The following is a 19,581-nucleotide window of genomic DNA, read 5'->3' as shown; positions in this document are numbered from 1 at the left end:
TCCTGCCCAGAGGTCGGGTGCGGGCTGGGTACAGTCGGGCCGTGTCCACGCCCCGCGCTGCGATCGCCACGCTGCGGTCGGCCACCGAGGACGGCCGGCTCGACGACCTGTGCACCCGGCACGGCATCCGCGTGCTGACGGTGTTCGGCAGCGCCACCTCGCCGGACGGAGAACCGAATGACCTCGATGTCGCGATCGTGTTCGAGCCCGACACTGAGGGCGATGTGATCGCGGTCGTCAACGCGCTGATCGACCTCACCGACTACGAGGGGATCGACGTGATGGACGCCGGGCGTGCCGCCCCCGTCGCACGGACCCGCGCGCTCGTCGAGGCCGAGGCGCTGTACGAGTCAGAACCTGGGGCGTACGCCGAGGCTCGGACCGCCGCGCTGCTGCTCGAGTGGGACACGGCCTGGATGCGCCAGCTCGCGCTGGAAACCTTGCAGCGATGACCCCCAGACAACTTGATCGCGGCACCGTGCAGCGCAAGCTCGAGCTCCTGAGCGACCTGCTCACGGATCTCGACCACCTCGGCGACGTCAGCGCCGAGAGGCTCGAGCGGGAGCGTGGAACCCGACACATCGTCGAGCGCGTGCTCACTCAGCTGGTGGACATCGCCGCAGGCGTGAACGCCCACGTCGTCTCTGCGAGGGGTCCGCGAGCCCCCTCGGACTACCGCGGTTCGTTCGAGCTGCTCGCACGCCTCGGGGCGATCGAACCCGAGCTGGCATCGGCGCTGCGGTCATCGGTCGGCCTGCGCAACATCCTCACGCACGAGTACGGACGCATCGACCTCACGAAGGTCGCTGCGGCCGTGCCGGCGGCACGCGAGCAGTACGGCAGCTACGTCGAGCAGGTGGCGGCCTTCCTGGCCGAGGATGCGAGCCGCTGACGGTCGGTCCGTCGTGTCCGCGCTCAGCGCGTGAGGATCACGGAGCTACCGTGACCGAACAGCCCCTGGTTGATGGTCAGCCCGACCTTCGCGTCCTCGACCTGCCGCTCCCCCGCTTGGCCGCGCAGCTGCCACGTCAGCTCGCACACCTGGGCCAGCGCCTGCGCGGGCACGGCCTCGCCGAAGCAGGCGAGTCCGCCGGAGGGGTTGACGGGGATGCGCCCGCCGATGGTCGTGTCGCCGTTGCGCACGAGCTGTTCGGCTTCGCCCCGCTCGCACAGGCCGACGTTCTCGTACCACTCCAGCTCGAGTGCGGTGGACAGGTCGTAGACCTCGGCGACGTCTATGTCGTCGGGGCCGAGCCCGGCCTCCTCGTAGGCGGCCTTCGCGATGGCGTCGCGGAACGGCGTCTCGGGCGGGGCGACGACGTTGGCGGCGTCGGTCGCGATGGTTGGCAGGTCGGGGATGACGTCGGGGTACGTGGGGGTGACCGTGCTGACCGCTGATACCCGCGCGGGACGGTCGAGGCCGAGGCGCTGGCTCGCGTACTCCATCGAGGCGAGAACGACCGCCGCCCCGCCGTCGCTGGTCGCGCAGATGTCGAGCAGGTGCAGCGGGTCGCTTACCAGTGGCGAGTCGAGCACGTCCTCGACGCTGACCTCCTTGCGGTAGCGCGCGTGCTCGTTGTGCAGGCCGTGACGGGCGTTCTTGACCTTGACCGCGGCGAAGTCCTCGGGAGTCGCCCCGTAGAGGTCCATCCGGCGTCGGGCGTAGAAGGCGAAGTAGGTCGGGTTGGTCGCGCCCAGGAGGCGGAAGCGCTGCCAGTCGGGATCGTCGGGGCGGTCGCCCGCATTCGGGGCGAGGAAGCCCTTGGGCGTCGTGTCCGCTCCGACGACGAGCACGACCTCGGCGAGGCCGCTGAGGATGCGGGCGCGAGCGACGTCGATCGCCTGCGCCCCGCTCGCACACGCGGCGTAGACGGTGGCGATCGGGGCGCCGGTCCAGCCGAGTGCCTGGCTGAAGGTCGAGCCCGCGACGTAACCGGGGTAGCCGTTGCGCACGGTCTCGGCACCGACGACGTAGTCGACATCGTCGAGGCTCACGCCCGCGTCGACCAGTGCCTTGCGCGCGGCGACGAGGCCGTACTCGACGAAGTTGCGCCCCCACTTGCCCCACGGGTGCATGCCGACCCCGGCCACGGCGACATCGTGCTCGCTCACGCCCCGACCTCCGCTGCGTCCGCTTCCCCCGAAGCGCCTCTCCCAACGGGCGCCCACTTCCACACCGTCCGGACGGTGCCATCCTCCTGCTGATACAGCGCCCCGACGGTCAGCTCGACCTCGCCACCCACGGCCAGCTCGGACGGATCGGAGCCATCGGCGAGCTGGCCGAGCACGACGAGCTTCTCGGCGAGCAGCTCAGCCGCGACCACCGTGTAGGGCACGAAGGGGTCCGGGGTGATGTACGGCTCCGGCGGCGGGTAGTGGTTGGTCGCGAACGACCAGACCCGTCCGCGACGGCCGAGCGGTGTCGGCTCGAACTCGTGGCCGGCGCAAGCGGGGTTGGGGCAAGCCAGCCGGTTGTCGGGGAAGACCACGGTGCCGCAGGTGGTGCACCGGCCACCGATCAGGTGCGGCTCGGGCTCGGTGGCGAACCAGCCCTCGATGGCGGGACGGGAGGTCTCCTGCGACACGGCACGCTTCCTGACGGGGCGTCAGATACTAACCGGTGGCCTCCCGGTACCGACGCGTGTCGGGCACGAACGGTTGGGTCCGGAAGAGGCTGGCGCAGAGAACGCCACCGAGGTGGCTCCGCACCCGCTGACGTTCCGTGTGTCGTTCGCCGCCCGCCATCGCCCGCCTCCTGGGCTAGCTACTACCCCGATAGTAGACCTCGCCACGGTTCATGTGTAGCTGGGCTCGGTCATGACCGAGCGGAGCTACACACCGACGTCCCGATCGCCGCCGCGTGACCGCCACACGCCACCCACCTCTGCGGAAGCCCCGCGTGCCGCGGTACAGTGACCAGCGGTCATGAGCGCCTCCGCCATCCCCGCCGAAGCTCCGCGCCCCGATACGGGCAAGCGCGAGCTGCTGCTCGACGCCGGCGAGCAGCTGTTCCGGGACAAGGGCGTCGCCGCGACGACCGTCGCCGAGATCACCGAACGGGCCGGCGTCGCGAAGGGGACCTTCTACCTGTACTTCCCCACGAAAGACCACCTCGTCGCGGCGCTCTACGAGCGGCTGTGCCAGGGCATGACCGCACTCGTGGTCGAGGCGCTCACCGACCTGCAGGGACAGCTGACCGCCGAGGACGTCCCCGAACTGATCGATTCGCTCACCGCGGCGATCATCGACTACTGGATCGGCCATCGCGAGCGCTTCCTGGCGGTGCACGAGGCCGGTGAGCTCCGGGACGCTTCCAGCCACCTCGCCGACTACGACGAGCAGGTGATCACCCTGCTCGACGCGGGCCTGCAAGCCGCGGTCGAGCTCGGCGCGGTCGACGTCGGCGACACCTCGGGCGCGGCCCGCTTCATCTACCACGGCTGCAAGGGCTGCTGCATGGCGGCCCTGCTTGCCCCCGGCGAGGTCGACCGCGACGGCCTCGTCCGCAACTCGCGCGAGCTGATCCGCAAGGCGCTCGCCAGGGTCTGAGCGCGCTGCCACGCCGGCCCGACCACGCCGACCCTCCGGCCCAACGCATCCCGCCCACCCGTCCCTTGACAACTGACCGACGGTCAGTCAAAGTATGACCGACGGTCAGTCATCGGCCTAGGAGGAGACCGAGATGGGGTACGCCGAGGCGAGGACGTGGCTCGCGGTCGGGCCGGAGGAGGTCTTCGACCACATCACCGATCCGACGAGGTGGCCCGCGTGGCTGCCCGTGGCGGAGGCCGATCCCGATGCCGGGGTGCGTCTGCACGAGGTCGGCGCCACCGCGGCGGGGCGCGTCCTGGGTCGTCGCGACCGGCCCGCCGTGAACTGGGAGGTCGTGCGGCGTCGACGTCTGAACGTGCACCTCGACGGGCACAAGGGCACGTCGGTGATCGCCCGCCTGCACCTCAGCGCGAGCCCGTGGGACGGCGGCTGCCTGTTCGAGGCCCGCTACGACTCCGTCCCTACGGCGCTCGACCTGCGGTTCCTTCCGGCGCGGATGCGTCGGGGCGTCGCGACGCTGGCACGTGGTTTCGAGGCGGGCGTCGTAGCCGTCACCTCAGCACGGGAACCTCAGCGGCTGACGCCGTCCCGCCCCGTCCAGCCGGGGACACGGGCCGGCGTCAGCGGTCCGCGTCCGATCTGAGCGCACAGACAGGAACCAACAGCCAGAAGTCGGGAAGCAACGAGGCGGGTGAACGCTCCGCCAGCGCCGCGCGTCCTCGTCGTCACGAGGGGCCGACGGCATCGAGCAGCCGCTGCCGCGCCTGCTTGATGGCGGCGATCAGCACGAGCGGCGGCGGGAAGTCCTCGCAGTGCTGGTAGCGGTGGTCGAGGCGGATCGTCCCGGACGTATCCACCACGAACTCGCCCGGGAGCTGCCACGGGCTGTCGACGAGCGGACGCCCGCTCTCGCGCCGTTGGTGCTGGAACTCCTCGCCGATGGCACGGTCGTGGGTCCAGAACTCCTCGGGCGCGTCGAACAGGATCTGCGGCACGACACCCTCGCGGAGTCCGTAGGCGCGGTAGAGGTCGCGGTCCGGATCACACAGGATCGGGCACGCAAGCCCGTGCTCGTCGCGGTACCGGGCTGCGCGCTCCGGTTCCCCCTGCCCGACGATGACCACGTTCGCACCCGCGGCGACGAGGTCGTCGATCTCGTCGCGCAGCCGAGCCGCTCGCGCCACCCCGCAGCCACAGCCGAAGTGCCGCCAGAACATCACCAGCGCAGGCCGGTCCTGCCAGAACGACGAGAGCGCGACCTGCGCACCAGTGTGGTCGCGAAGACCCGCGTCAGGTGCGGCGTCACCCAGCTGCGGTGGCAGTGCGTCCCACCGCGGCTGCTGCGGACCGCGCGCCCAGCTCTCGATGAACTCGCGCTCAGCTTCGCGGACCTGGGTCTCGTAGATCTCGGGCATGGCCTCGTCCTCGCGGTCGGTGTGCGGTCATGCTCACCCAGGCCGGGTCCGGAGACATCCGTGAGGTCACGGAGATCCGGGCCCTCCGGCACCGCGATCGGCGACGAGGACGGCGAGTTCCACGCGTGACGAGAGGGACAGCTTGCGGAGCACGCTGGAGACGTGGCTCTCCACCGTGCGGCGTGACACGTACAGTCGGTCCGCGATGTCGGGGTTCGTGAGACCCTCGGCGACGAGGCGGGCGACGCGGATCTCCGCGGGGGTCAGGCTGGCCCAGCCGGTCGCCGGACGGCGTCGGGCACCTCGAACTCCGGGGCGCAGGCCCGCATCCCGGAACCGGGCACGGCAACGATCGAGCTCGGCGTCGGCGGCGAGAGCCGCGTAGGAGCTCAGCGTCTCGTCGGCAAGCGCGCTCGCCTCTGCGCTGCGCCCGGCACGCGCGAGCGCCACGGCGGCGTCCTCCCCGACCCGTGCTTGGTGGAAGACCAGCCCGGCCGACCCCAACGTCGTCGCCGCGGCCACGAGCGCATCCGTGTCGTCACCGGCGCGAGACCGCGCCAGCGCCGCCCCGGCCGCCTCGCTCGCCAGGTCCTCGAGCACCTCCACCCCTCGCGGCCCGGCGATCGCGGCGAGTTGCTCGATCGGCGCATCGAGGAGGTGGAACGGCACGTGCGTGTAGGCCCCGTACGCGACATCGGCCTGGAGCGCGGACCTGCGGCCCTCGACCGACCCGTCGGAGGTCAGCCGGGCACGGGCCAGACCGAGGAGACCGGCGCCCACGTGGATCCCGCCCGCCACCGCAACCACCTCCTCGCCGGCCGCGAGGAGCCGGGCGGCGACTTCTCGTTCGCCGCGGCTGGCGGCTACGAGCGCCCCGCCCGCCGCGGCCAACGGCAGCCACGTCCGTGCCGCTCCCGCCTCGGCGGCCGCGACAGCGTCCCTCGCTGCCGATGCGGCGCCGTCCCAGTCTCCAGCCAGCCAGCCGACGATCGCCAGCAGGGAGTGAGCCAGGCCTGCCGCCCACACCGCACCGAGCTGCGCTCCCTGCTCGTGAACGTCCTCCAGGACCACCCGGGCACCCGCGAGGTCGCCGGCGTGCAGCCGTGCGAAGCCGAGGTACAGCCGGGCCTGGACCGGTTCGACCGCGTCGGTGTGGCCGGGCGAACGCACCGCACGCTCGGCGTACGCCAACGCCGCGGCGGCCTCTCCCCGCAACGCAGCGTTCCAGGCGAGGGCGCAGCGGGCGGTGCGGACCGTGAGCGAGTCGGCCAGCTCCTGGCCGGCGACGAGCGCCCGCCGGGCCGCGTCGTCCGCTCCGGGCAGGTCTCCATCGAGGCCGCGACGCAGGGCGAGGTCCGCGAGGAGCTGCGCGCGTCGCGCGCCGGAGGCCAACCCTTCCCGCAGCGCGAGCTGCACCTGCTCGATCGAGGCGGGGATGCGGCCGCGGTACGCGAGTACCCGAGCCAGTACGAAGCGCGCCTCCGCCTCCTCGGGCGGCGACATCGCCGGTCGGGCCAGGACGTGCTCGGCGGTCTCGCCCGCCTCCGCCAGTCGCCCGCTCCAGAGGAGGCACCGCGCCAACGCCACGCGCAGCTCGTGGACGGCGGGGCGATCCGCCGGGGTCAGCTCGAGCGCGCGCTGGAGGCGCTCGACCGCCAGCCGCGGGTCCACCGGCGCGGCCTCCTCCGCAGCGCGACGCAGCCACGACACCGCCTCGTCGTCGCCGGATGTGGCCCCGATCGCAAGGTGGTAGGCGACGTCCGACGCGGGGGCGCCCCTCTCCGCGAGCCACCGCCCTGCACGGACGTGCAGCGTGGCTCGGACCGCCGACGAGATGTCCTCGTAGACGGCATCGCGAACGAGCGCGTGGCGGAACGCGGCACGATCGCCGTCATCGACGAGGAACCCTGCGGAGAACGCCGGAGCGAGCCCGTCCGCGACGGCGACCGGGTCGTCGCCCCGCGATCGCGCGAGGTCGTCGATGCGGAACGACGTACCCAGCACGGCCGCGTCCCGCAGCAGCGCGCGCGACCGTGGGTCGAGCGAGCGCAGCCGGCGGAGGATGGTCGAGGTGAGCGATGCCGGTAGAACCGGCTCTTCGAGTTCGATGGTGCCGTCGGTCTGCCGCAGCGCCTGTTCCTCGAGCAGGCCGGCCACGAGCTCGGTCACGAAGAGGGGGTTGCCCGCGGCACGACCGGTCAGCTCGAGCAGGCGAGGACCCGGCGCTGCTCCGAGGGTTGCGGTGAGCAGGTCCGCGACGTGCTGTTCCGAGAGCGGTTCGAGCGCAAGTACCACGCCCCCGACGTCGCGGATCCTCTCGACCACGGCCAGCACCTCGTCGCTGGCGGGGTGCAGTCGACGGGACAGCACGAGCAGCAACGGGACCTCGGCCGTGACGTGGACCAGGTCGTGGAGGGCAAGCAGGCTCCCGGCGTCGGCGTCGTGGATGTCCTCGGCGACGAGCACCAGCGCCGCGTCCGCCGCCAGCTTGGCGACGGTCGAGCGGACCGCATCCACGACCCGGTACGCCACGTCGGCGGCCGCGTCCACCGGCAGATCGGACGCCGACAGCCCGGCCACATCGAGCTCCTCGACGTCCAAGAGGAGGTCGGAGACGAGACCGAACGGGCGCGTCGCCGTCAACTCGAAGATCCGTCCGACGAGGTGGCGGACCCCGGCCTCCCGGGCCGTGGTCACGACGCCGGCGTCGATCACGCGGCTCTTGCCCAGCCCGGCCTGTCCCTCGACGAGCACGACACCACCGCGCCCCGCTGCGAGTCGCGCGACGGCCGCGGAGAGCTGGCGGAGCTCGTCGTCGCGACCCACGAGGGTGTCCGACGCCGCTGGGACGTTCCATCGGCTCTGCACGGGTCGCGGGGTACCACGGCGCCGATCACCACGCCACCGTTGACGCGATGTGGGTGTGGCAGGCTGGGCGCGAGTGGGGAGGCACGGCGTGGGCTGGAGCGAGGTCGGCGAGAGCGTTTGGGTCCGTGCCTACGACCCGTTCACGGTGAACGTGACCGCGATCGACGTCGGCGGGGCGCTGGTCGTGGTAGACACGCGGGGGTCGGGCACGGAGGGCCGCGAGCTGATCGACGACCTCGCGGAGCTCCCGACGAGCCGGGTTGCCGCGGTCGTGAACACCCACCACCACTTCGACCACACCTTCGGCAACGAAGCGTTCGCCGCCGCGCCCCGGTGGGCCCACGACCGCTGCGGTGACCTGCTCCTGGCACGCGTCGACGGAGACATCGGGGACCTCGAACCCGTCCTACCACAGGCGTTGCACCAACCGCTGCGCGACACGCGCATCGTGGCTCCGGACCAGCTCTTCGCTTCCGAGGCCGCGCTCGAGGTGGGCGAACGGCGTCTGCGGCTGCACCACCTCGGACGCGCCCACACCGACAACGACATCGTCGTGGTCGTCCCCGACGCCGGGGTCGTCGTCGCGGGTGACCTCATCGAACAGATCGGTCCGCCGATGTACGAGGACGGCTACCCCATGGCGTGGCCAGAGACGGTGGGGGCGTTGCTCGAACTCGGTGCGGCGATCCACGTGCCGGGGCACGGCGAGCCGGTCGGGCGCGGGTTCGTCGAGCGTCAGCGCGACGAGATCGCCGAGGTCGCCGAGCTCGCACGCCGGTACGTCGAGGAGGGTGCGACGCTCGAGGAGCTGACCTTGCACGCCACGTACCCGGCCGATGTGGTCGCGACCGCGTGCGACCGGGCGGTGTTCGAGCTGGCGCGCGGCACGTGGCCGTGGTCGAGGTGGGAGCACGATGGGTGGTCGGTCGAGCTGCCGGTGCCGCTCATCCGCCAGCCAGACGTGCGCCCTGCTCCGGACAACGACCTGCTAAGGATGGCGCTGGCGCGGGGATGGCTCGACGATACCCCTGCCTCGATCGTCATCGCCACGGCACCGTCGGATGGGCCGGTTCGCGATCGGACGGAACGCACCGCGACCAGCCTGGACCGCGTCGAGCGGCACGTCGCGGTGACGGTCCCAGGGGCGTCGGCAGCCTCCCGCATCGACGGCGAGTGGGTGTTCGAGGAGGCACTCATCCCCAGCGGCCACGAGCGCCTCAACCAGGTCGTCGCCGATGACGGCACGCGGCACGTGTCGTTGTCCGTACGCATCCCCCGGGCAGCCACGCACCTGCACGACGTCGTCGAGCGCATCGCGACGAGCTTCACGGTCGGTGGAGAAGCCCTCTGACGGGCCGATCGAGGACGCCGACGCCGGAACGCAGCCCGGCCGAACGGACCGTGAGAGCGCGACGGACGCCCGTACGGTGAGGTGACCACCTATCTCGGGGGCGACGCGACCGTGGCGACGACCGACGCACCGAACCGGGAGCGGGAGCCGCAGGACAGGCGCCGCGCCTCCAACGGTCCCGGGCCAGCATCGGATCGCGCGTGGCGACACCCGGTCGTTCGGGTCGGCACCTACGCCTGGGCGTTGGTGGGGATCATCCTCACGGCCGCCCTCTTGGTGTTCGGCCTCGTGCAGGCCAGGATCGTCGTCGTCCCGCTCCTGCTGGCGACGTTCCCCGCGGCCGTACTCGCCCCGCTGTCACGACGTCTCCGCAGCCGCGGGTGGGGCCGCAACGCGGCCTCCGCAGCCGTGTTCGCGGGTGGACTGGCCATCACGATCGGAGCCGTGGCCTTGGTGGCGGTGCGGGTCAGCTCGGAGCTGCCCGATGTGGTCACGGCGGTACAGGACGGCTACGAGCAGTTGCGGCAGCGACTCGCGGATGGCGCCTTCGGCCTGCCCGCCTTCGACCTCCAGACGCTGGTGGACGGACTGCGCGAAGGCATCGCGGGCGGAGGCGAAGGGGAAGGCGACGCCGGAAGCGGTACGCAGGCGATCGCCGCCGCCGAGTCCGCTCTGCGGTTGCTCGCCCAAACGGCGCTGATGATCGTCGTGGTGTTCTTCCTCATCCGGGACGGTGACCGCATCGGTGGGTGGCTCGTGTCACTCGTGCCGACGAGGTACCGCGACCACGCCGCGGAGATCGGCGGACGGGTCTCGGAGACGGTCGGCGACTACATCCGCGGTCAGGCGGTGATCGCCACCTTCGAAGGCGTGCTCATGGCCGTCGCCCTCCTGATCCTCGGCATCCCACTGGCGGCGGCGCTGGGCTTCATCGTCTTCCTAGGCGCGTTCGTCCCCGTCGTCGGAGCGTTCACGGCTGGCGCGGCTGCCGTGCTCGTCGCACTCGCCGCGGAGGGGCTCGCGATGGCCCTGGTGGTGCTCGCGATCATGGTCGTCGTGCAGCAACTCGAGGGCAACGTCCTCGCCCCGATCGTGCTTGGCCGCAGCGTCGACCTGCACCCTCTGGCCATCCTCGTCGGCCTGACGCTGGGAGGGTTCCTCATGGGCGTCGTGGGCGCGATCATCGCGGTGCCGTTGACGGCGAGTCTCCACCGCGCCGCCAGTTACGTCGGTGACCGGTCCACCCTCTGGGCAACCGAGCAGCAGCCCGCCTGACCTGGAGACAGACCGGAACTCAGCTCGGAGTTCGCTCGGGACGGAGCAGGCCACGGACGACCGCGAGCGGCAGCACCGTGCGGGGCGCGTACGGCATCCGCCACAGCCCCGCGTGCGCCGCTCCCTCGGCGAGTAGATCGAGCGGGTGGTCGAGCGCCACCTCGGGGCTGGCGCTGGACTTGTCGTTGCGGAGGTCGTGCACGAGCAGGGCAGCCATGAGCGTGTTGCTGGTGTCGGGCGCGAACACCTCCACCCCGAACCGATCCGCCCCGCGGTAGGCCGCCGCCAGGACGCGGTTCTTCGTCACCGACCGCGTTGAGGTCGCCGGGGCGACGTTGATCGAGGTGCGGTGACCCGCCGCCCGCATCGCCCGGGCCCGCCAGCGGTGCAGGCGCTTCGCCAGGACGTAGTTCGGCCCTTGCTGCGCCACCAGGGCGTCGGCGATGCCGGCCCGGCGCCCCGACGTGGTCGTGACCACGCCATCCTCGTAGTTGGGTACGTAGAGGTTGTCGCGTGAGATCGTCCGCGCCACCCGCGGCCACGCCCCGGATGCGTCGCCGTGGCGTCGCTGCGCATCCGCGACCACCTCCTCCGGGACGGCGAACACGTCCGTCGGGGTGGCGAGCACGGCCAGACGGGTGTCGGGATCCCGAACCCCGCGATCGAGGATCAGCGCGTCGACGGCCATCGACACCTGCACGTTCGTTGCACCGTCGGCGTAGACGTAGTTCCCGATGGTGACCGGCCCCTCGAACTCGCGCAGCCACGCCGCCACCTCAGGCACAGCGGTGATCAGATCGACCCCGGCGACCCTCGCCAGGTCATCCTGCGGAGCATCTGCCGCCACCGGCACGTGCGCACGCCCCGTGCCCGCCCGGACCGCCGCCAGGATCGACTCCCAGATGGGGGGACGAGGCCGGTCCACGACGACGACCTCGGCGCCCCAGGCGCACAGCGACTCCAGCGGGCCCATCTCGGCGCCCGCTCCGAGCAGGACGAACCGCTGGTCGGTCAGGTCGAGCCAGTCGGGAGTGGCGATGACGAGCTCGATGGCTTCGGCGAACGATGGCTCGACGATGCCGCGGTCCACCCAGTCCCGTAGCTGTGCGCGGAGAGCATCGTCCGACAGCACCCGGCCGCGGTAGGAGACGCGGAGTCCGTCGGGGCGCGGCCCACCCTCCCCCTCGACCGTGACCGTGCGCAGGCCTGGAACGTCAGAGCTGCGGACCACACGATCGAGCCGCATCGCGTCGCCGTCACGGACGAACTCCATGCGCTCGTACAGCGAGTCGAGTCCTGCTCCGGGAACCGCCGCGCCGCCGAGCGGGTCGGCCCACTCGGCGGCGAGCAGATCGCGCACGTAGGCGAGGTAGGTGGCGTGCCACTTCGGGGCGTTGGCGATGCGCTCCGCGAGGCCGGCATCGATGGGGCGTGCGGCGTCGGCGAACACGGCACGCCCGGTGGCCGTGGTGCTGCGCTCACCGTCCATCTCGGGAAACTGCACGCCACGGGGGGTTGCAGCGTGGGTCACGAGATCTCCGGTCGGTGGCGATGACACCAACGCTACGGGTAGGAATCGGGGCTGTCGACGTCGAAGACCACCCCATCGGGAGAGGGAGACACCATGCACATCGGACCCGGCCGCACGGTCGTGATCGGCCTGCTCGCGGCGATCCTGGCCACCACTCTGATCGCGACGACGCACGTGCCTGACGGCTTCCACTTCGAGCAGGACGAGACGCAGTTCTTCCTCCGTCGGGATGGTTGCGGGTCAACCGCCGAGCCGGGCCGCCTGAACACCTTCTCGGGCCCCGACGGGGCGGATGGCTGTGGGACGATCGGCGGGGTACCGCTGCGCGAGGTGAACTACCAGCTCGGCAGTCCGGACTGGGTCGACTACACGACCGCGAACGGGGTGCCGCTCTACCTCGACGCGGACCGCGACATCGAGGGTGTCATCCGTGCGGAGTCCTGGACCGGCCTCGTCGGAGGCGTCGGGCAGACGGCGGCGGATGTCCAGATGATGCTGTTCGACTCCGGCGGCACGTTCCTGCACCAGTTCCCGGTGCAGAACCTCACCGCGATCGTGACGCCCGACCAGGACGGCTACGACCTGCCGTTCAGCTACGACGTCCCAGCCGACTTCGATGAGGCCCACGTGGGCAGCGTTGTGCTCAGCGTGGCGATGCACGGGGCGAACTGGAACCAGCACAACCTGGGGCTCGAGGGTGACTCGCACGTGACCATGCCCACGCTGATCCTGGTCCCCGACGAGCCCGCCGAGTGACCTGACGGCGTCACTCGACCATCCCGGCGTCGGGGACCCGGCTCCCGCGCCCTGACGCTCGACGGGGTCAGGAGTGGATGATCGCGTCGACCGCGGTACGCACGGACTCCTCCAGCGCTGCCACCCCGCCGTAGAGGTAGCCGGCGATGATCGGCACGCGGTCGTCGCCGAGGTACGTCTGCACCACCGCGGGCAGCTCGTCCGGTCGTGGGAGGAGGATGGGGCCACCATGGCGATCGACGTGCACACCGCCGATCAGCGCATCCGGGAAACGGAAGCCGGTGGCCAGCCCGATGGCGGGGGGATCGGGGACGAGGCGCTTGGCCACCAGCGGGACCTGACGCCCCGTCAGGTTCGGGTCTCGCGCTCGGCTAGCGTCCCGAGCCGTGGACCTGACCTTCACCCCGGAGCAGCAACGGCTACGTGCCGAGGCGGCCACGTGGCTCGCCGCGAACATGCCGGACCCACCGCTGGCGTCGATGGACACCGCCGACGGCTTCAAGGCCCACCGGGCGTGGGAGCGGCAGCTGCACGATGCCGGTTGGGCGGTCGTGGCGTGGCCGGAGGAGTACGGCGGTCGCGGCCTCGACCTCATCGAGTGGCTGGTGTTCGAGGAGGAGTACTGGCGCAGCGGGGCGCCGGGGCGGGTCGGCCAGAACGGGTTGTTCCTCCTCGGGCCGACCCTCATGGAGCACGGTACCGAGGAGCAGCGTGCTCGGTTCCTGCCGCCGATGGCGCGCGCGGACGAGATCTGGTGCCAGGGATGGTCGGAGCCGCAGGCCGGCAGCGACCTCGCGTCGCTGCGGTCGACCGCGCGGCGAGACGGTGAGGAGTGGGTCCTCAGCGGGCAGAAGATCTGGGTGTCACGCGGGGCCTTCGCCGAGTGGATGTTCGGGCTCTTCCGGTCCGAACCCGGCTCCGAGCGTCACCGTGGCCTGTCGTTCATCCTGGTGCCCCTGGACGCCGACGGCGTCGACGTGCGCCCCATCGCCCAGCTCGACGGCGAGACCGGATTCGCGGAGGTGTTCCTCGACGACGTGCGCGTCCCGGCGGACCTCTGCACGGTCGGCCACCCGGGCGACGGCTGGCGCATCGCGATGTCGACCGCCGGGTTCGAGCGCGGTGTGAGCCTGCGCTCGCCGGGGCGCTTCCTCGCCCCGGCCGAGCGGCTCGTAGCGCGGTGGGTGGAGTCCGCCGGTCCGGGACGCCCCTCGGCGCGGGACGAGGTGCTCGACGCGTGGATGGATGCGGAGGCCTACCGGCTGTACCAGTACCGCACCGTGTCGCACGTGCTCGAGGGTGGGGCGGTGGGGTTCGAGGCGAGCCTCAACAAGCTGTTCTGGTCGCAGATGGACCTGCACCTGCACGAGACCGCACTGCGACTGCTCGGCGCCGACGCCGCGCTGGCCGGAGACGAGGCGCCCGACGGCGGGGCGTGGCTCGACGGCTTCCTGTTCGCGCTCGCCGGACCGATCTACGCCGGGACCAACCAGATCCAGCGCAACATCGTGGCCGAGCGCGTGCTCGACCTGCCCCGGAGCCGATGATGCGCTTCGCGTTCACCGAGGACCAACGCCTGTACCGCGGCGCCGTACAGGAGTACCTCGGGGCGGAGTGCACGCCTGCTCGGGTCCGCGAGGCGGCTGCCTCCGGGACCGGCCTCGATGCGTCGCTATGGCGCGGGCTCGCGGGTCTCGGGATGCTCGGGACGCTCATGCCCGAGGACACCGGCGGTCTCGGGCTCGACGAGGTGTCGGCGATGGTGCTGTGCGAGGAGGCGGGACGGGTCGCCTTCCCCGGTCCCCTGATCGAGACCGCCTTGGTCGCCCCAGCGGTGCTCGCCGGCTCGCCGTTGGGAACTGAGTGGCTGCCGCGGATCGCCATGGGCGACGCCGTGGTCGCGATCGCCCTGAGCTCGGATCGGTTCGTCGCGCACGCGGGTGGTGCCGATCTGATCGTGCAGGTGGGCCTCGACGCGACGCACGCACAACTCGGCGGATCAGCGGAGGTCGTCGCGGTCGAGAGCGTCGATCCGGGGCGGCCCCTGTACGAGGTGCGGTCGGGCTACGACCTCGAGGTGCAGGGGCAGTCGGCAGGCCAGAGGCCGCTGCACGCGGCGGCACTGCGGGGCGCGCTCGGAGCCGCGGCCACGCTGGTCGGACTGGGTGAGCGCGTCATCGAGCTGGCTGCCGAGCACGCGCGGACCCGGGAGCAGTTCGGCGTGCCGATCGGCTCGTTCCAGGGCGTCAAGCACCTCCTCGCCGACGCGCTCGTCGCGGTGTCGTTCGCCCGCCCCGTGGTCGAGCGTGCCGCCTGGTCGGTGGCGAGCGACGAGCCCGTCGTCCACACGCACGTCGCGATGGCGAAGGCGAGGGCGGGGCGCGCGGCCGAGCAGGCCGCCAGAGCGGCGCTGCAGGTCCACGGGGCGATCGGCTACACGTGGGAGTCCGATCTGCACCTGTGGATGAAGCGCATCTGGGCGCTCACCGCCGCCTGGGGCACCACCGACCAGCACCGCGACGTCGTCGCCGACACCCTCGGCCTGTGACGAGCGTGTGCATCGGGACCCGGTAGGCGGGCCAGGATGCACACGCTCAGGGGAGGCGGGGACGAGCGGGTGCAGATGGACCCGGTAGGCGGGGCTGGATGCACACGCTCAGCGGGGCGGGGGGTCAGCGACGGCGACGGACCATGGCGCTGCCGCTGGCGACGAGCCCGGTCGCGATCAGGGCGGTGGCGAACAGCTCGAGGCCGGTCCGCGGTAGCGACGTCGTCTCGGTGACCTCCTGCGCCTCCAGCGCGACACCGAGGACCTCGGTGGTCGTGGCATCGGCCGGCGCGGCGGCGGACGTCGCCGTGGATGCGGCGGGGCGCTCGAGAACGGCGCCGAGGACGGCCGCGCCGTCAGCACCCGCCGTGCTCACCACGTCACCCGTCTCGAGCACGGCGCCGCTTTGCGTCGCGCTCGCCGATCGGACCGCGCCGACGGTCCGGGCGTCGGGACGCTCGTGCGCCCGCAGGGCCGCCTGCGCCTGCAGCTGTGCGCGCTGGCCGCGACGCGCCTCGCTCTGCTGCTCGGCGCGTTCGCGTTGCTGGACCTGCGTCGCGTTGACACCGGCTTCGCCCTCCGACTCCGGACCACCGCAGTTGCCGTTGTTGTCGTCCTCGAAGTCGTCGTCGTTGCCACAGCCGTTGTTCCCGTCCTCGTCCGCGAGGTCCCCATCCGAGTCCCCGTCGGGCTTGTCGACGCCGCCGTTGGCATCGCCGTCCGGATCGCTCTCGGACTTCCCGGTGTTGCCGGGATCGGGGTCCACCGAGCGGTCGCGACCCGACGGATGGCGGTCGTCGCCGTCGTCGGCGACATCGTCTGGTGTGCCACCGTCGTTGGTGTCGGTGTCCTCGGTGTACGCGGTCGCTGGATCGCGATCGGCGTCACCGTCCCGGTCACCACCGGGTCCACCACCTCCTGGAACCATCGCCAGTGAGGCGGCGCTGATAGCAGCGAGCAGGGTCATCAGTCGTCGACGGTGCACGATCATCTCCCTCGTCCGTGGTCGGTCGCGCACACCCATCCGAACGCAGTGTCGGGACGCCGATCACGGTGCGCAGCGTCGCGTTACGGACCGTCGACCTCGACCGTTGGGCCGGGCCCGAACGACCACGCTCGTCCTTCGGAGGGGCCCAGCGGGCCATCGGTGTGGACGTGCCCGTCCGGCGCCGAGCGACCGCTGGCTAGGCTCGCCGGCCCCCAACACGGGCTCCCGATGCGCTTCCCACCCGACCTCACGGCACGCGCCCCGCGCCCCGACGACGCCGAGGCGGTCTACCGCCTGGTGGCCGCCGCCGAGGAGGTGCTCGACGGTGTCATCGACGTCAGCCTCGAGGACATCCGCGCCGACTGGCAGCGGCCCAGCCTCGACCTCGAACGCGACGCGGTGCTCGTCGAGGATCGCGCGACCCCGATCGCGTACGGCGACGTCATCGCGGGGCGAGCGTGGATCCACGTGCACCCCGATCACCGCCGGAGGGGTGTCGGGGCGGCGCTCGCGGCTTGGAGCGAGGAGCGGGCGCGCGAGCTCGACTGCGCCGGCGTGGGCCAGACTATCTCCGACACCAACCTCGAGGCCATCGAGCTCCTCCGCGACCGCGGCTACACGCCACGCTGGAGCTCCTGGCTCCTCGAGCTCGAGCTCGAGCGGGCACGCGACGCCCCGCCGCTCCCCGATGGCATCACCCTGCGGACGCTCCGACGCCCCGACGACGAGCGCGCGGTGTACGAGCTCATCGACCGGGCGTTCTCCGAGTGGCCCGACCGCGAGCCGGGAGAGTGGAGCTTCGAGGACTGGCAGGCGTCGCTGCTCGACCGCGACGACACCGATCCGGAGCTGACCTGGTTGGCGGTTGACGGCGACGAGATCGTCGGGGCGGCTGTCGGGCTGGTGGACGGGGACCGCGACGGCTGGATCCAGCAGCTCGCCGTGGACCGGTCACACCGCAACCATGGGATCGGTCGTGCCCTGCTGCAGACGTCGTTCGCCGAGTTCCACCGCCGCGGCCTGGTGACAGCGGGGCTGTCGACCGACTCGAGGACCGGGGCGCTGTCGCTCTACGAGCACGTCGGCATGAGGGTCGTCCGCACCTACCGACGCTGGAGCAAGGACCTGTAGTCCTCGCTTGCGGCCCGGGGCCCCCGCCTCGCGCAGCGGCCGAGACCGCGCTCTCGGCCGCGGGTTGACCGCGACCGCTCGATCGACGACGCGGATGCGGCGTCGCTCGAACTAGGCCTCGTCGGCGGCGACGAGGCGGGGCGCCCAGACCTCGTCGAGGAAGCGGCCGATCTCGCCGACGATGCGGTCGGGGCGGGTGCGCAGTTCGAAGAAGCTGCGGGCCTGGACCAGGCGCGCGTTCGGCAGCTCGGCAGCCAGGGCCTCGGCGTCGTCCATCGGGTGCATCCAGTCGCCACCGTGCCCGATGACGAGCGCCGGCGCATCGAGGCGCTTGCGGTCCGCCAGCGGAGGACAGACCGGACCCGCCGCGAAGCCGTGCATGACCGCGGCCATCTCGCGGGTGTCACCGCCGGTGTCGAGCACGGCGTTGAGGACCTCGGAGCGGGTGCGTGGCAGCTTGCCGACGGCGTTGAAGAGCGCTCGCAGCGGCCAGCCTCCGTAGCGCAGCAGGAACAGCAGCGGGGCGAGTTGCAGCTGCACGCCGATCGTGCCGCGCTCGAGCACCGGCATCTCGCACACCATGGCGCGGACCCGCTGCGGGGCGCGGACGGCAGCCTCGAGGGTGACGTTGGCTCCGAGCGACACGCCACCGACGACCGCCTCCTCGAGCTCGAGGTGGTCGAGCAAAGCCACGACCTGCTCGCCCGCGAACTCGAGCCGGTGGGCGGTGGCGTGGGTGGGCTTGTCGGAGCGGCCGTGGCCGAGGAGGTCGAACAGGATCACGCGGTGCCCCGCCTCGGCGAGGCGGTCGGCGATCTGGCCGTTGATCCACGACGGCAGCAGCAGCCCGTGCATCAGCACGAACGGCCGCGCACCGTCGCCCCGCTCCTCGTAGCGCAGGGTGTAGCCACGCCAGCTGAACTCCGAGACCGGGCCCTTGGGCTGCTGTCGGTTCATGACCGCCTTCGGCTGTCGAGGAGGCGGACGCTAGCTGGCCCCGACGGCGGCCTCACGGTTGCGGGTGGACCGGTGGACGGGGTCGCTGTCGAACTTGGGGATGACCTGCTCGCCGAACAGCTGCACGGTCTCGAGCGCCGCTTCGATGGGCATGTCGATCGGCAGGCCGAACACGAGCTGGTCGGGGCCGACCTCGACGTAGGCCTCCATCTGCTCAGTGACCTCGTCGGGGCTGCCGCACAGCATGTAGCCCTCGTTGATGAGGGTCATCACAGCGTTATCGGACGGGTCAGGCAGCGTCGCGGGCCAGGCGGGTACGTACTCGGGCGTCGGGAAGGTGTCGTGGTAGCGGTAGACGAGCGAGTGGTGCCGTCCCGATCCCATGTCGGTCGCGATCTTGCGCGCCTTCTGCCCGTCCTCGAGCACCAGCGCGGTGTTGGTGATCATGACGTTGTCGTTGATGTACGCCCCGACCGGCTCCGCCTCCGCGATGGCCCCCTTGTAGGCCTTCACCATCGGCTCCATGTCCCGGATCGGACTCATGTTGAACCCCAGGACGCCGAGGCCGTGACGTGCGGCCTTCTCGAACGTCGGCGGGTTGCCCGCGGCGACCCACATCGGCGGATGCGGCTTGGTGAACGGCTTGGGCAGCACGTTGCGCTCGGGCAGCTGGAACCACTTGCCGTCGAAGCTGTAGTCCTCCTGCGCCCACATCTTCGGGAACTCCCAGATCACCTCGTCCCAGATCTCCTTGGTGATCTTGTTGTCCTCGATGCCGAAGCCGGTGACCTCGAGGCTGCCCGCGCCCCGGCCCGTCCCGAACTCGAACCGTCCCTCCGTGAGGTGGTCGAGCATGGCGACGCGCTCGGCCACGCGCACGGGGTGGTTGACCTGCGGGGTGATGTTGAAGATCCCCGATGCGAGGTGGATGCGCTCGGTCAAGGCGGCGAGGTAGCCGAGGTACACCTCGTTCGCGGAGATGTGGCTGTACTCCTCGAGGAAGTGGTGCTCGGAGACCCAGGCGAGCAGAGCGTCGACGTCGAGCCCGGCGTCGTTCATCACCCCGCCGGCGACAACCGAGACCGCGACGACCTTGGCCCCGCGGGCGACGAGCTCGCGCGCGATCACCGCTCCCACCTTGCCGAAGCCCTGGATCACCACGCGTCGCCCGCGAAGCTCCCAGCCGAGGTGGTGGAGGGCGGTCTCGAG

At 71.7% G+C, this 19,581-nt stretch carries 18 protein-coding genes and 1 pseudogene; 10 read left to right on the top strand and 9 right to left on the bottom strand.

The genetic code is table 11. The features are described 5' to 3' along the window. Positions 1 to 41: 41 nt before the first annotated feature. Both KY469_19695 and KY469_19690 read left to right on the top strand, forming a co-directional pair. Positions 42 to 452, top strand: a complete 411-nt coding sequence (locus KY469_19695; protein MBW3665323.1) for a nucleotidyltransferase domain-containing protein — start codon at positions 42 to 44, stop codon at positions 450 to 452. Next, on the top strand, positions 449 to 892 hold the full coding sequence (locus KY469_19690) for a DUF86 domain-containing protein (protein MBW3665322.1): 444 nt from the start codon (positions 449 to 451) through the stop codon (positions 890 to 892). Before KY469_19695 ends, KY469_19690 begins: the two co-directional genes overlap by 4 nt. Positions 893 to 915: 23 nt before the next feature. Here KY469_19690 and KY469_19685 read toward each other — a convergent pair whose 3' ends face one another. Both KY469_19685 and KY469_19680 read right to left on the bottom strand, forming a co-directional pair. Beyond that, positions 916 to 2,112: a lipid-transfer protein gene (locus KY469_19685; GenBank protein ID MBW3665321.1), complete on the bottom strand. Its 1,197-nt coding sequence runs from the start codon at positions 2,110 to 2,112 to the stop codon at positions 916 to 918. Further along, complete coding sequence (locus tag KY469_19680; GenBank protein MBW3665320.1) at positions 2,109 to 2,585, bottom strand: OB-fold domain-containing protein; 477 nt, start codon at positions 2,583 to 2,585, stop codon at positions 2,109 to 2,111. Before KY469_19680 ends, KY469_19685 begins: the two co-directional genes overlap by 4 nt. A gap of 340 nt (positions 2,586 to 2,925) precedes the next feature. Between KY469_19680 and KY469_19675 the strand changes: the two are divergent. Both KY469_19675 and KY469_19670 read left to right on the top strand, forming a co-directional pair. Further along, a pseudogene (locus KY469_19675) lies at positions 2,926 to 3,135 on the top strand (TetR/AcrR family transcriptional regulator). 547 nt (positions 3,136 to 3,682) lie between these two features. Then, positions 3,683 to 4,195 carry an SRPBCC family protein gene (locus KY469_19670; GenBank protein ID MBW3665319.1) on the top strand — a complete coding sequence of 171 codons (513 nt, stop codon included), beginning with the start codon at positions 3,683 to 3,685 and terminating at the stop codon, positions 4,193 to 4,195. 82 nt (positions 4,196 to 4,277) lie between these two features. On the opposite strand, the gene KY469_19665 is transcribed toward KY469_19670, so the two are convergent. Together KY469_19665 and KY469_19660 are read right to left on the bottom strand one after the other, a co-directional pair. Further along, entirely contained in the window at positions 4,278 to 4,967 is a 690-nt protein-coding gene (locus KY469_19665) for an AhpC/TSA family protein (protein ID MBW3665318.1), read from the bottom strand. A gap of 66 nt (positions 4,968 to 5,033) precedes the next feature. Next, a complete protein-coding gene (locus KY469_19660; GenBank protein MBW3665317.1) occupies positions 5,034 to 7,793 on the bottom strand; it encodes a LuxR C-terminal-related transcriptional regulator in 2,760 nt (919 codons plus the stop codon). 130 nt (positions 7,794 to 7,923) lie between these two features. Here KY469_19660 and KY469_19655 point away from each other — a divergent pair, with 130 nt between their 5' ends. Next, positions 7,924 to 9,186: an MBL fold metallo-hydrolase gene (locus tag KY469_19655; protein ID MBW3665316.1), complete on the top strand. Its 1,263-nt coding sequence runs from the start codon at positions 7,924 to 7,926 to the stop codon at positions 9,184 to 9,186. Between the two features lie 81 nt (positions 9,187 to 9,267). Further along, positions 9,268 to 10,461: an AI-2E family transporter gene (locus KY469_19650; GenBank protein MBW3665315.1), complete on the top strand. Its 1,194-nt coding sequence runs from the start codon at positions 9,268 to 9,270 to the stop codon at positions 10,459 to 10,461. Between the two features lie 19 nt (positions 10,462 to 10,480). On the opposite strand, the gene KY469_19645 is transcribed toward KY469_19650, so the two are convergent. Next, positions 10,481 to 11,950 (bottom strand): hypothetical protein, encoded by a 1,470-nt coding sequence (locus KY469_19645; GenBank protein MBW3665314.1) that lies wholly within the window; start codon positions 11,948 to 11,950, stop codon positions 10,481 to 10,483. Between the two features lie 135 nt (positions 11,951 to 12,085). On the opposite strand from KY469_19645, the gene KY469_19640 reads away from it, so the two are divergent. Beyond that, positions 12,086 to 12,748, top strand: coding sequence for a hypothetical protein (locus tag KY469_19640; protein ID MBW3665313.1), 663 nt, complete (start codon positions 12,086 to 12,088; stop codon positions 12,746 to 12,748). A gap of 67 nt (positions 12,749 to 12,815) precedes the next feature. Here KY469_19640 and KY469_19635 read toward each other — a convergent pair whose 3' ends face one another. Continuing rightward, entirely contained in the window at positions 12,816 to 13,076 is a 261-nt protein-coding gene (locus KY469_19635; protein ID MBW3665312.1) for a cell wall-binding repeat-containing protein, read from the bottom strand. Between the two features lie 58 nt (positions 13,077 to 13,134). Here KY469_19635 and KY469_19630 point away from each other — a divergent pair, with 58 nt between their 5' ends. Next, a complete protein-coding gene (locus KY469_19630) occupies positions 13,135 to 14,295 on the top strand; it encodes an acyl-CoA dehydrogenase family protein (GenBank protein ID MBW3665311.1) in 1,161 nt (386 codons plus the stop codon). After that, positions 14,295 to 15,296 (top strand): acyl-CoA/acyl-ACP dehydrogenase, encoded by a 1,002-nt coding sequence (locus KY469_19625; protein ID MBW3665310.1) that lies wholly within the window; start codon positions 14,295 to 14,297, stop codon positions 15,294 to 15,296. The genes KY469_19630 and KY469_19625 overlap by 1 nt, the downstream gene beginning before the upstream one ends. 124 nt (positions 15,297 to 15,420) lie before the next feature. Here KY469_19625 and KY469_19620 read toward each other — a convergent pair whose 3' ends face one another. Next, positions 15,421 to 16,281, bottom strand: a complete 861-nt coding sequence (locus KY469_19620) for a hypothetical protein (protein MBW3665309.1) — start codon at positions 16,279 to 16,281, stop codon at positions 15,421 to 15,423. A gap of 231 nt (positions 16,282 to 16,512) precedes the next feature. Between KY469_19620 and KY469_19615 the strand changes: the two genes are divergently transcribed. Further along, the gene (locus KY469_19615) at positions 16,513 to 17,415 is read left to right on the top strand and encodes a GNAT family N-acetyltransferase (GenBank protein ID MBW3665308.1); all 903 of its coding nucleotides are present in this window, start codon (positions 16,513 to 16,515) and stop codon (positions 17,413 to 17,415) included. A 111-nt stretch (positions 17,416 to 17,526) separates the two neighbouring features. On the opposite strand, the gene KY469_19610 is transcribed toward KY469_19615, so the two are convergent. Together KY469_19610 and KY469_19605 are read right to left on the bottom strand one after the other, a co-directional pair. Further along, positions 17,527 to 18,372, bottom strand: a complete 846-nt coding sequence (locus KY469_19610; protein ID MBW3665307.1) for an alpha/beta hydrolase — start codon at positions 18,370 to 18,372, stop codon at positions 17,527 to 17,529. Between the two features lie 30 nt (positions 18,373 to 18,402). After that, the coding region (locus tag KY469_19605; GenBank protein MBW3665306.1) for an LLM class flavin-dependent oxidoreductase at positions 18,403 to 19,581 on the bottom strand (1,179 nt) is incomplete at its 5' end.

This window comes from Actinomycetota bacterium, assembly GCA_019347575.1.
Taxonomy (GTDB): Bacteria; Actinomycetota; Nitriliruptoria; order Nitriliruptorales; family Nitriliruptoraceae; genus JAHWKY01.
The sequence above is the reverse complement of the archived record's forward strand: the minus strand, read 5'-3'. Positions and strand labels throughout refer to the sequence as shown.